This is a genomic window from Kribbella sp. ALI-6-A, assembly GCF_001984195.1.
GTDB lineage: Bacteria > Actinomycetota > Actinomycetes > Propionibacteriales > Kribbellaceae > Kribbella.
Genome location: NZ_MTQN01000012.1, coordinates 1,244,160 through 1,256,322, shown reverse-complemented (window position 1 = coordinate 1,256,322; position 12,163 = coordinate 1,244,160). Strand labels below are relative to the sequence as shown.

At 68.4% G+C, this 12,163-nt stretch carries 11 protein-coding genes and 2 tRNA genes; 8 read left to right on the top strand and 5 right to left on the bottom strand.

Going from position 1 to position 12,163, the window contains the following annotated elements; translation table 11 throughout:
- The first annotated feature begins 200 nt into the window (after nt 1-200).
- The 7 genes from gyrB (at nt 201) to BWI15_RS32440 (ending at nt 7,207) form a co-directional block, all read left to right on the top strand.
- A complete protein-coding gene (gene gyrB, locus BWI15_RS32465; RefSeq protein ID WP_077018327.1) occupies nt 201-2,240 on the top strand; it encodes a DNA topoisomerase (ATP-hydrolyzing) subunit B in 2,040 nt (679 codons plus the stop codon).
- Between the two features lie 154 nt (nt 2,241-2,394).
- The gene (gene gyrA / locus BWI15_RS32460; protein ID WP_441327750.1) at nt 2,395-5,064 is read left to right on the top strand and encodes a DNA gyrase subunit A; all 2,670 of its coding nucleotides are present in this window, start codon (nt 2,395-2,397) and stop codon (nt 5,062-5,064) included.
- Between the two features lie 317 nt (nt 5,065-5,381).
- Nucleotides 5,382-6,014 (top strand): DUF3566 domain-containing protein, encoded by a 633-nt coding sequence (locus tag BWI15_RS32455; RefSeq protein WP_077018325.1) that lies wholly within the window; start codon nt 5,382-5,384, stop codon nt 6,012-6,014.
- Between the two features lie 127 nt (nt 6,015-6,141).
- A tRNA-Ile gene (locus BWI15_RS32450) sits at nt 6,142-6,215 on the top strand.
- A gap of 35 nt (nt 6,216-6,250) precedes the next feature.
- Entirely contained in the window at nt 6,251-6,382 is a 132-nt protein-coding gene (locus BWI15_RS40330) for a DLW-39 family protein (RefSeq protein ID WP_237771553.1), read from the top strand.
- Nucleotides 6,383-6,392: 10 nt separating this feature from the next.
- Nucleotides 6,393-6,465 (top strand) — tRNA-Ala (locus BWI15_RS32445).
- Nucleotides 6,466-6,643: 178 nt separating this feature from the next.
- On the top strand, nt 6,644-7,207 hold the full coding sequence (locus BWI15_RS32440) for a GNAT family N-acetyltransferase (protein ID WP_083751139.1): 564 nt from the start codon (nt 6,644-6,646) through the stop codon (nt 7,205-7,207).
- Nucleotides 7,208-7,492: 285 nt separating this feature from the next.
- On the opposite strand, the gene BWI15_RS32435 is transcribed toward BWI15_RS32440, so the two are convergent.
- Nucleotides 7,493-7,846 carry a YciI family protein gene (locus BWI15_RS32435; RefSeq protein WP_077018324.1) on the bottom strand — a complete coding sequence of 118 codons (354 nt, stop codon included), beginning with the start codon at nt 7,844-7,846 and terminating at the stop codon, nt 7,493-7,495.
- 148 nt (nt 7,847-7,994) lie between these two features.
- On the opposite strand from BWI15_RS32435, the gene BWI15_RS32430 reads away from it, so the two are divergent.
- Entirely contained in the window at nt 7,995-8,432 is a 438-nt protein-coding gene (locus BWI15_RS32430; protein ID WP_077018323.1) for a hypothetical protein, read from the top strand.
- An 11-nt stretch (nt 8,433-8,443) separates the two neighbouring features.
- On the opposite strand, the gene BWI15_RS32425 is transcribed toward BWI15_RS32430, so the two are convergent.
- The 4 genes from BWI15_RS32425 to BWI15_RS32410 form a co-directional block, all read right to left on the bottom strand.
- Nucleotides 8,444-8,866, bottom strand: a complete 423-nt coding sequence (locus BWI15_RS32425; protein WP_077018322.1) for an NUDIX domain-containing protein — start codon at nt 8,864-8,866, stop codon at nt 8,444-8,446.
- Between the two features lie 13 nt (nt 8,867-8,879).
- Nucleotides 8,880-9,191 (bottom strand): hypothetical protein, encoded by a 312-nt coding sequence (locus BWI15_RS32420; protein WP_143466044.1) that lies wholly within the window; start codon nt 9,189-9,191, stop codon nt 8,880-8,882.
- Nucleotides 9,192-9,288: 97 nt separating this feature from the next.
- Nucleotides 9,289-11,619: an ATP-binding cassette domain-containing protein gene (locus BWI15_RS32415; protein ID WP_441327749.1), complete on the bottom strand. Its 2,331-nt coding sequence runs from the start codon at nt 11,617-11,619 to the stop codon at nt 9,289-9,291.
- Between the two features lie 134 nt (nt 11,620-11,753).
- Nucleotides 11,754-12,161: a VOC family protein gene (locus tag BWI15_RS32410; protein ID WP_077019445.1), complete on the bottom strand. Its 408-nt coding sequence runs from the start codon at nt 12,159-12,161 to the stop codon at nt 11,754-11,756.
- Nucleotides 12,162-12,163: the final 2 nt, after the last annotated feature.

The following is a 12,163-nucleotide window of genomic DNA, read 5'->3' as shown; positions in this document are numbered from 1 at the left end:
ACCCGAGTTTCGGCCGCCGCATGGCAGGTTCTGCTTCGCTCGACGGGTAGACTGGAGGGGTTGAGAGCGCCGCGCTTGCCGGATCTGCTCGGGACGGCCCTGAGGTTCACCTCAGTATCTCCCGCAACAGGCCCGTCAGGGGCGGCGTCCACTGTGCATCGATGCCCCGCTGACCCGGGGTCCGAGGAGGACAACAGCCGGTGACCGACGAGCCGACCGAGACCGACGCCATCCCGTCCGCCGACAGCACGGGCACCGAAGAGGCACCGCTGACAGAGATCCAGTCCAGCGCCGTCGAGCGGGAGTACGACGCCAGTGCGATCCAGGTCCTCGAGGGCCTCGACGCGGTCCGGAAACGGCCGGGCATGTACATCGGGTCCACCGGTGAGCGGGGCCTGCACCACCTGGTCTACGAGGTGGTGGACAACGCGGTCGACGAGGCGCTGGCCGGGTACTGCGACAAGATCGTCATCACCCTGCTGCCCGACGGCGGCGTGCGCGTCGTCGACAACGGCCGCGGCATCCCGGTCGGCATCGTCGAGTCCGAGGGCAAGCCGGCCGTCACCGTGGTGCTGACCGTGCTGCACGCCGGCGGCAAGTTCGGCGGCGGCGGGTACAAGGTGTCCGGTGGTCTGCACGGCGTGGGTGTGTCCGTCGTGAACGCGCTGTCCAGCCGGCTGCAGGTCGACGTCCGCACGGGTGGCAAGGCCTACACCCAGTCCTTCACGATCGGTGTCCCGGACGAGGACCTGGCCGAGGTCGGTCCGGCCGACTCCACCGGCACCACGATCACGTTCTGGCCCAGCCCGGACGTCTTCGAGACCACGACGTACTCGTTCGAGACGCTGTCCACCCGCTTCCGCGAGTACGCGTTCCTCAACAAGGGCCTCGAGCTGGTCATCCGCGACGAGCGCCCGGACCACACCGAGGACGGCAACCCGGTCGAGATGTCGTTCAAGTACGACGACGGCCTGGTCGACTACGTGAAGTACCTGACCGGCATCCGCGAGACCGTGCACCAGAACGTGATCGCCTTCGAGGCCGCGCAGGGCGACGACAGCCTGAGCCTCGAGGTCGCGATGCAGTGGAGCGGCTCGTTCCAGGAGTCGGTGCACACCTTCGCCAACGCGATCAACACCCACGAGGGCGGTACCCACGAAGAGGGCTTCCGGGCCGCGCTCACCTCGCTGGTCAACTCCTTCGGCGAGGACCAGGGCATGATCAAGAAGAAGGAGGACAGGCTCACCGGTGACGACATCCGCGAGGGCCTGACCGCGATCATCTCGGTCAAGCTGGGCAACCCGCAGTTCGAGGGCCAGACCAAGACCAAGCTCGGCAACACCGAGGTCAAGGGCTTCGTCCAGCGGGTGGTGAACGACCGGCTCGGCGCGTGGTTCGAGCAGAACCCGCAGGAGGGCCGCGAGATCATCCGCAAGGCCACCGCGGCCGCGAGTGCCCGCCTGGCCGCCCGCAAGGCGCGCGACCTGGCCCGCAACCGCAAGGGTCTGCTGGGCGGCGGCGGTCTGCCCGGCAAGCTGTCGGACTGCCAGTCGACCAACCCGGAGGAGTGCGAGGTCTACATCGTCGAGGGTGACTCGGCCGGTGGCTCCGCCAAGGGTGGTCGCGATCCGAAGTTCCAGGCGATCCTGCCGATCCGGGGCAAGATCCTGAACGTCGAGAAGGCCCGGATCGACAAGGTCCTGCAGAACAACGAGGTCCAGGCGATCATCTCCGCGCTCGGCACCGGGATCCACGAGGACTTCGACGAGGAGAAGCTGCGGTACCACAAGATCGTGATCATGGCCGACGCCGACGTCGACGGCCAGCACATCCGGACCCTGCTGCTCACCCTGCTGTTCCGCTTCATGCGGCCGCTGATCGAGCGCGGTCACGTGTACGCCGCGCAGCCGCCGCTGTACAAGCTGCGCTGGAGCAACTCCCCGCACGAGCTCGCCTACACCGAGCGCGAGAAGGACGGCCTGATCGCGGCCGGCCTCGAGGCGGGCAAGAAGTTCCCCAAGGAGAACGCGACCCAGCGGTACAAGGGTCTGGGTGAGATGAACCCGCAGGAGCTGTGGGAGACCACGATGGACCCGGCCAACCGGGTGCTGCTGCAGATCACCCTGGACGACGCCGCCCGCGCGGACGAGACGTTCGCGACGCTGATGGGCGACGACATCGAGGCGCGCCGGAACTTCATCCAGCGCAACGCCAAGGACGTCCGCTTCCTCGACATCTGAGCGTGCCGGCCCCGGTACGGCGTACCGGGGCCGCCCTCCAGCGCCGAACTCACCGACGTACGACGTCTGAACCGAACGGGACGACCTTCACATGACCGAGACCCCCATTTCCCCGGGCCACGACCGGATCGAGCCCCTCGATCTGCAGACGGAGATGCAGCAGTCGTACCTGGACTACGCGATGGCCGTCATCGTCGGCCGCGCGCTGCCCGAGGTCCGCGACGGCCTGAAGCCGGTGCACCGGCGGATCCTCTACGCGATGTACGACGGCGGCTACCGCCCGGATCGCGGCTTCTCCAAGTGCTCCCGCATCGTCGGTGACGTGATGGGTCAGTACCACCCGCACGGCGACTCCGCGATTTACGACACCCTGGTCCGGCTCGCGCAGCCTTGGGTGATGCGCGCACCGATGATCCAGAGCCAGGGCAACTTCGGCTCCCCGGGCAACGACCCGGCCGCCGCGATGCGGTACACCGAGTGCCGGCTGGCCCCGCTGGCGATGGAGATGGTGCGCGACATCGACCAGGAGACGGTCGACTTCCGCCCCAACTACGACGGCCGCTCGCAGGAGCCGGTGATCCTGCCCGCCCGCTTCCCGAACCTGCTGGTGAACGGCTCGGCCGGTATCGCCGTGGGTATGGCGACCCAGATCCCGCCGCACAACCTGCGCGAGGTCGCCGCCGCGGCGCAGTGGTGCCTGGAGCACCCGGACGCCACCCAGGAAGAGGTCCTGGCGGCGTGCATGGAGAACATCAAGGGTCCGGACTTCCCGAACGGCGCCCTGATCGTCGGCTACAAGGGCATCGACGACGCCTACCGCACCGGTCGTGGCTCGGTCACGATGCGCGCGGTGGTCGACATCGAGGAGGACGCCAAGGGGCGGACCAGCCTGGTCGTCAGCGAACTGCCGTACATGGTCAACCCGGACAACCTGGCGCAGAAGATCGCCGAGCTGGTGAACACCGGCAAGATGACCGGGATCGCCGACATCCGTGACGACACCTCGTCGCGGACCGGCCAGCGCCTGGTGATCGTGCTGAAGCGCGACGCCCAGCCGCGCGTCGTACTGAACAACCTGTACAAGCACACCCAGCTGCAGGACACCTTCGGCTGCAACATGCTCGCGCTGGTCGACGGCGTACCGCGCACGCTCAGCGTCGACCTGTTCATCACGCACTGGATCGACCACCAGATCGAGGTCATCCAGCGGCGGACCCGCTACCGGCTGCGCGAGGCGGAGAAGAACGCCCACATCTTCCGCGGCTACGTGAAGGCGCTGGACGCCCTCGACGAGGTGATCGCGCTGATCCGGCGCAGCCCCGACGTCGAGGAGGCGCGGCAGGGCCTGATCAACCTGCTGGACATCGACGAGACGCAGGCCCAGGCGATCCTGGACATGCAGCTGCGCCGGCTGGCCGCCCTGGAACGGCAGAAGATCATCGACCGGCTGAACGAGCTGGAAGCGATCATCGCCGACCTCGAGGACATCCTGGCCGACCCGGTCCGGCAGCGGCACATCGTGCGCGACGAGCTGGCCGAGATCGTCGAGAAGTTCGGTGACGAGCGACGGACCAAGATCATCGCGGCCGACGGCGACCTGTCCGTGCAGGACCTGGTGCCGGACGAGGACGTCGTGGTGACGATCACCCGCGGCGGCTACGCGAAGCGGACCAAGACCGACCTGTACCGGGTGCAGAACCGCGGCGGCAAGGGTGTGCGCGGCGCGACGATGCGGGCCGAGGACGAGATCGGGCACTTCTTCGCCACTACGAACCACCACTGGATGCTGTTCTTCACCACCAAGGGCCGGGTCTACCGGGCCAAGGTGTGGCAGCTGCCGGAGTCCGCGCGCGACGCCAAGGGCTCGCACGTGGCCGGCCTGCTGTCGTTCCAGCCGGACGAGGAGATCGCGCAGGTGCTGACCCTGCGCGACTACGACCAGGCCGACTACCTGGTGCTGGCGACCAAGAAGGGCCTGGTCAAGAAGACGCCGCTGCGCGACTACGACTCGGCCCGGCAGAGCGGCATCATCGCGGTGAACTTCCGCGAGGCCGACGACGAGCTGATCGGCGCCGACCTGGCCACCGCCGAGGACGACCTGCTGCTGGTCTCCCGTAAGGGCCAGTCGATCCGCTTCACCGCGAACGACGAGCAGCTGCGGCCGATGGGCCGGGCCACCTCCGGCGTCACCGGCATGAAGTTCCGCAGCGGCGACGAGCTGCTGTCGATGTCGGTGATCCGGGCCGGCGCGGACGAGGACGCGCAGTTCGTCTTCACCGTGACCGACGCCGGGTACGCCAAGCGCTCGCGGGTGTCGGAGTACCGGCAGCAGGGCCGTGGCGGTCTGGGCATCAAGGCGGTCAAGCTGAACGACGAGCGTGGCTCGCTGGTCGGTGCGCTGATCGTGGTCGAGACCGACCAGGTGCTGGCGATCAAGACCAGCGGCCAGGTCGTGCGCAGCCGGGTCGACAGCGTGCCGGTCAAGGGCCGCGACACGATGGGCGTCCGGTTCGCCGGGGTCGGCGCGTCCGACGCCGTGGTCGCGATCGCACGCAACACCGACCTGACCGTGGCCGACGAGCTGGACGCCGCGGCGGGCACCGACGCCGTCGTGGTCGACGGGGTCGTGCAGGACGAGGCGGGCTCGCTGGACGGCGTCGTGGTCGACAGCAGCGAGGTCGAGGGCACCGAGAGTGTTCAGGATGTGGACGCAGCGACAACCGAAAGCGCCCCTCAGAGCGTCCAGAATGATGACCAGCATTCGACTGACGTCGAGGGCACGGCTACCGTCGAAGACGACGACGCCGGCCAGGAGGGCATCTGATGACCAACCGCTCGAGGCCGAACTGGCCTGATGGGGCGGACAGCGCCAAATCCCAGCGGCCGCCGCAAGGCGGCAAAGGGAAGGCCGCGTCCACCCCACCGGCCACACCGGCCTCCAACGGTCGTGCCAACGGCGCGCAGCCGCGACCGGCGACCCCGAACGGCCCGGCCGACCCGCGATCGGCGGGCCGCCCGGCCGCCCAACCCGGTACGCCGTCCCGGCCGCCGCAGCAGCCCCCGGTTCGCCCGGTGGCGCAGCAGGCACCGGCGAATCGTCCGGTGCCCGCTCCGAGCACGCCTGGACGCCCGGAGCCGCGGGTGCCGAACACCCCGTCCACCGGCGCGACGGCTGCTACGCCGTCCGCCGGCGCCGCGGGGAAGGCGACCAGCTCGCCCGCTGCCCCGGCGTACGGGCAGACCGGGAAGGTGAGCACGCCGGCCAAGCAGGGCGAGAGCTTCGGCGACAAGGTCAACGCGGCGAAGGCGGCGGTGCTCGAGAAGGCAACCGCGGTCAAGGACGCGGCGGCCGAGAAGACCCGGCCCACGGACACCACCGAGCCGGTCGCCCGGCCGCGGGGTCAGGTCCGCAAGGCCCGGCTCCGGCTGTCCCGGCTCGACCCGTGGTCGGTGATGAAGACGGCGTTCCTGCTGTCGATCGCGTTCGGCATCGTGACCTGGGTCGCGGTGTTCATCGTGTGGTCCGCGATCGGTGCGGCCGGTGTGTTCGACAACATCAACAACACGGTCACCGAGGTGCTCGGCACCCCCGCGGCCGAGCCGTTCGACATCGAGAACTACGTCAACACCGGCAAGGTGATGGGATTCACCACCCTGCTGGCCTGCGCGGACGTGCTGATCATCACCGCGCTGGCGACGCTCGGATCGTTCCTCTACAACATCGCCGCCACGCTGCTCGGGGGCCTCGAAGTGACGCTCGCGTCCGAGGACTGACCGGCAGCCGGCCGCTGTCCGACCGCCTCCGATCGGGCCTGCCGAAGGCCCGATCGGAACCGGTTTGGGACTCGGGGCCGGAGTACGGTAATCTCTCCGGGGTTCGAGGGTTCGACCCCGCGAGTGCGGGCCTATAGCTCAGACGGTTAGAGCGCTGCCCTGATAAGGCAGAGGTCACTGGTTCAAGTCCAGTTAGGCCCACAACACCCTGATCGACGCCGATCCAAGGAGTCCCGGTGCTGAAGAAGATTCTGCTGGTACTGCTGGCGAGCGTCGGTGGATACTTCGTCTACAAGAAGTCCCAGCAGGCCCGCGCCGAGCAGGACCTCTGGGCCGAGGCCGTCGACCCGGTCACCCCGGGCCGCTGAACACCCCCACGGGGGCGTAGCTCAACTGGCAGAGCACTGCCTTTGCAAGGCAGGGGTTAGGGGTTCGAGTCCCCTCGTCTCCACCGCAACGTTTCCGCAGGTCAGAGCTACAGCGGCTGATTCCCAACGCCTGCAACCCGGCTAGCGATTTCCACGCGATCCCAACCGCCACAGACGGATGTGTCTGGCGTCTGACCGCCGGTTAGCCCCTTGTGGAGATCGAACTGACCGGACACACCGCGATCTGGCTAACCTCTCCGGGTGACGCCCATCGAGTGGCCAGTAAGCACCGAACGTCTATCTCTACGCGGCTACAAGCCAGACGATCTGGATGCCTTGTGGGCCTACGAACAGCTCCCCCAGGTCCAGCACTGGCTCGGCTGGGCACCGCGCACGCGCGACGAACTCCGCGACGCGATGGAGGACAAGTCGAGCAACACCAGGCACGTCATGGTTCGTCTTGCCTCCACGGTCATCGGTCACATCATGGTCATGCCGCGCGACAGTTGGGCGCAGATGGACGTCACGATCCACGCCAAGGGCTTGGAGGCCGAACTTGGATGGATGTTCGACCCGACATACGGAGGACAGGGCTACGCCACCGAAGCCGTCAGAGCCACCATTGGACTGTGCTTCGACCAGCTCAAGCTGCGGCGGATTCACGCCGGATGCTTCGCCGATAACACCGCGTCGTGGCGTCTCATGGAACGCCTTGGTCTGCGCCGTGAAGAACACAGCCGTTCCACTGCTCTGCACCGCGATGGCACTTGGCACGACGGCTTCACCTACGCATTGCTCCGCGAAGAATGGCCCACGAGCCCCTGACCCGGTCAGGACATCGCGTGCCCTCCGCGTGCCCTAACGAGAACGTGCCAGCGGGCTCAACCGGTCATTCATGGGGCGCAACCGGTCGAGCCCACGCTTGGTGTTTTCTTGGCACTTCGGCACGGGCAAGGAATCGATCCCCTGAAGGTCGAACCTGTGCGATCGGCCGTCAGCGGCTCACGGTGGTGAGTGCCGCGTATCCGCGACCTCATCTGGAGCGGCAGACGCTTCCCGATGAGGTCGCGGTCGATCGTCAGGCGGTGTTCGGCAAGCGCACGCCCGGTCTCACTCGGCCGGCAGCTGTCCGAAGCGGCGGACCTCGTGTGGCCAGCCGCAGCCTTCCGCGATCTTGCCCGCCCAGAACTTCGCGGTCTCGTCGTCCGGCACGGTCACCACTGTGAACCCGCCCAGGAACTCCTTGCTCTCGACGTACGGTCCGTCGGTGATCATGACGTCGTCGGCGGTGGGGTCGACGCTGTAGATCGGGCCGTCCACCTCGAGTCCCCCGGCGAAGACGTAGACGCCGGCGGCCTTCATCTCTTCCACGACCGCCGCCGCGAGTGGCGACCGGCTGCGGATCCACTCCTCGCTGTGGTCGCCCACCCACTGCTGGTTGAAGTAGAGAAGGTACTCGGGCATAACTGCTCCTTCGGCTCGAGCGGACCCGCTGTCCGCCTCCATCTACGCTACGAACGGCGGTCGGTGGATCCGACAAAGGTGGTTCGCCACGTGGCGGAGCGTACGCGGCGGTTGATGTCAGGCAGTCCGCCCGGATGGAGGAGTTGGCATGGCCCAAGCACCAATCCGTTTCACGATCGTTCCGGACGACTACCACGTGCCGTACGCCGGGACCGCCGGTGACGGGCGGAGGTTCTTCCTGAGCGACGAGCTGTTCGCCAAGGAGTCGGCGTTCGTCGGGCTGTTCCTGTGGAAGGCCGACGGGACGTTCGACGAGGTGCGGATCGACGAGGTCGGGCGTCCTGCGGGCCTGCCTCCGGGCCAGGCGGCGCCGGCCGATGACGACGGGCTGGTCGCTGCCCGGCTGGCGGAGCTCGGCGACTACGTCCTGGAGCCGATCGAGGTCGAGCCGTTCGCCGAGGACGTCGGCGGTGTGACCTTCGGCTGGGTGGTCCAGCAGTTCGAGGGTGAGTACTCGATCAACATCGAGCCCGGGGACTTCATCGCGTACTACGAGCCGTGGGACGGGCTCGAGTACGACACGTGAACCGCCGAGGCTCACGGGATGAGGTCGGGGAAATGGCGGAGTGCTTGGAGCACCAGCGGCGAGAACAGCGCCGAGTCGGCCGCGGTCGCGAGGACCGCGCCGCGCACGTCCTCTGCGGTGATGTCGTGGACGACGGGGCCCGAGACCTCCACGTGCGAGATGACGCCGGTGTGCGTGAAGTCGATCGGGCGGCCGGCGGAGTCCCTGTCGACGTGGAACTCGAAGGCAGTGCCGGCGAGGACTCGCGCGAGTTCCACCCCGCACTCCTCCCGCAGCTCACGGCGCAGCGTGACGAGTTCGGACTCGCCGCGCTCGGGTGAGCCGCCCGGGAGGTCGAGCAGGCCCGAGTACGGGCCGCGGGCCTTCCGGACCAGAACGATGCGCGCATCCTGCCGCCACAGCGCGTAGACGCCGAAGTGCTTGGTGGGTTTCACAGCGCCGCGTAAGTCAGCTCGAGGCGTGCCTTCCGGGGCCCGGTCGGTGTCGGTGGGCCAGTACGACGGCTGCGAGCCAGGTGAGGACGGCGAGGGCGAGGCCTGCGGCTGCGCCGGGGCCGGGGTGGGCGAGGAGGCTGCCGAGGAGGGTGCCGGTGGGGCCGAGCACGAGCATCGCGATGTACAGGAGGCCGAAGGCGTCGCCGCCGGTGCCGAGGTCTCGGAGGCGTTGGGAGAGAGTGCGACCGCGGTCCAGCATCACGGCGAGTTGGGCGCTGATGATCAGCGCGATCACGAGCACGATCGCGAACGCCGGTGGGCCCATGGCGTCAGTGTGACGGAGCAGCAGGGGCATCGACTCCCGCACACCACCTGCGGTGTGCGGGAATCACGTCGGCGCCGGCCCGGCGCGCGGCGGTCGCTCAGCCGCTCACGTAGTCCGCGAGGTGCTGCCCGGTCAGCGTCTTGCGGGACTTCACCAGCTCGGCGGGCGTGCCTTCGAAGACGATGTGGCCGCCGTCGTGGCCGGCGCCCGGGCCCAGATCGATGATCCAGTCGGCGTGCGCCATCACCGCCTGGTGGTGCTCGATGACGATGACGGACTTGCCGGCGTCGACGAGGCGGTCGAGCAGGGCCAGGAGTTGTTCGACGTCGGCGAGGTGGAGGCCGGTGGTGGGTTCGTCGAGGACGTAGATGCCGCCCTTTTCGCTCATGTGGGTGGCGAGCTTGAGGCGCTGGCGTTCGCCGCCGGACAGGGTGGTGAGGGGCTGGCCGAGGCTGAGGTAGCCGAGGCCTACCTCCGCGAGGTTTTGGAGGATCTTGTGGGCGGCGGGCGTCTTGGCGTCGCCGTCGGCGAAGAACTGCTCGGCCTCGGCGACCGGCATCGCGAGCACCTCGCTGATGTCCTTGCCGCCGAAGGTGTACTCCAGCACGTCGGCCGAGAAGCGCTTGCCCTCGCACACCTCGCAGGTGGTGGTGATGCCGGCCATCATGCCGAGGTCGGTGTAGATCACGCCGGCGCCGTTGCAGTTCGGGCAGGCGCCCTCGGAGTTCGCGCTGAACAAGGCCGGCTTCACGCCGTTGGCCTTCGCGAACGCCTTGCGGATCGGCTCGAGCAGCCCCGTGTACGTCGCCGGGTTGCTGCGCCGCGATCCCTTGATCGCGCCCTGGTCGACCGCGATCACGCCGTCCCGCTTGGCCACCGAGCCGTGGATCAGCGAGCTCTTGCCGGAGCCGGCCACGCCGGTGACGACGACCAGCGCGCCGAGCGGGATGTCGACGTCGACGTCCTGCAGGTTGTTCGTGTTCGCGCCGCGGATCTCCAACGTGCCGGACGGCGTACGTACCTCGGGCTTCAGCGAGGCCCGGTCGTCCAGGTGCCGCCCGGTCAGCGTGCCGGCAGACCGCAGACCCTCGAGCGTGCCTTCGTACACGACCTGGCCACCCGCCGTACCGGCGCCGGGGCCGAGGTCGACGACGTGGTCGGCGATCGCGATCGCCTCGGGCTTGTGCTCGACGACCAGGACCGTGTTGCCCTTGTCGCGCAGCTGCAGCAGCAGCTCGTTCATCCGCTGGATGTCGTGCGGGTGCAGCCCGATCGTCGGCTCGTCGAAGACGTAGGTGACGTCGGTCAGCGGCGATCCGAGGTGCCGGATCATCTTGGTGCGCTGGGCTTCACCGCCGGACAGCGTCCCGGCCGGGCGTTCGAGGCTGAGGTAGCCGAGCCCGATCTCCACGAACGAGTCGAGCGTGTCGCCGAGCGCGGCCAGCAACGGCGCGACCGACGGCTCCTCCAGCTTGCGGACCCACTCGGCCAGGTCGCTGATCTGCATCGCGCAGGCGTCGGCGATGCTGATGCCGTCGATCTTCGAGGCCCGGGCCTCCGGAGTGAGCCGCGTCCCGTCGCACTCCGGGCAGGTGGTGAAGGTGACCGCCCGCTCCACGAACGCGCGGATGTGCGGCTGCATCGCCTCGACGTCCTTGGACAGGAACGACTTCTGGATCTTCGGGATCAGTCCCTCGTAGGTGAGGTTGACGCCGTCGACCTTGACCTTGACCGGCTCCTTGTAGAGGAAGTCCTGCATCTCCTTCTTGGTGAACTTCTTGATCGGCTTGTTCGGGTCGACGAAGCCCGACTCGGCGTAGACCCGGACGGTCCAGAAGCTGTCCGACTTCCAGCCGGGGATCGTGAACGCGCCCTCGGCCAGCGACTTCGAGTCGTCGTACAGCTGAGTCAGGTCGATGTCGGAGACCGAGCCGCGCCCCTCGCAGCGCGGGCACATACCGCCGGTGATCGAGAAGCTGCGCCGCTCCTTGACGGTCTGGCCGTGCTTCTCGATCTTGACCGCGCCGGCGCCGCTGATCGAGGCGACGTTGAAGGAGAACGCCTGCGGCGACCCGACGTACGGCTTGCCGAGCCGGCTGAACAGGATCCGCAGCATCGCGTTGGCGTCGGTCGCGGTGCCGACGGTGGAGCGGGGGTTGGCGCCCATCCGCTCCTGGCCGACGATGATCGCGGTGGTCAGGCCGTCCAGTACGTCGACCTCGGGCCGGGCCAGCGTCGGCATGAAGCCCTGCACGAAGGTGCTGTAGGTCTCGTTGATCAGCCGCTGCGACTCGGCCGCGATCGTGCCGAACACCAGCGAGCTCTTGCCCGACCCGGAGACGCCGGTGAACACGGTCAGCCGCCGCTTCGGCAACTCGATGCTGACGTCCTTGAGGTTGTTCTCCCGGGCGCCGTGCACACGGATCATGTCGTGGCTGTCGGCGTCGTACGCCGGTCGCCCGGCGCTCTTCGCGGAGGTCTTCCCCGAGGTCTTCGCGGCGGTCTTGGTGGCCTTGGCCTTCGTGGTCATCGGTGCTCCGTCGGTCTGGTACGGCGGCTGGATCAGGCCTGGTTGATGCGGACGTGGTTGCCGGCCGGGTCGCGGAACGCGCAGTCGCGCACGCCGTACGGCTGGTCGGTCGGCTCCTGGATCACCTCGGCGCCGGTGGCCTGGACCTTGTCGAACAGCCCGTCGAGGTCCTTGGTGGCCAGCACGATCGTGGCGAAGGTGCCCTTGGCCATCATCTCGGTGATGGTCTTTCGTTCGTCGTCGGTGAGGCCGGGCTCGACCAGCGGCGGGTGCAGCACGATCGCGGTGTCCGGCTGGTTGGGCGGGCCGACCGTGATCCAGCGCATGGTGCCTTGGCCGACGTCCTTGCGGACCTCGAAGCCGAGCGCGTCGCGGTAGAAGGCGATCGCGGCCTCGGGGTCGTCCTGCGGCAGGAAGCTTGCGTCGATGGTGATGTCCATGG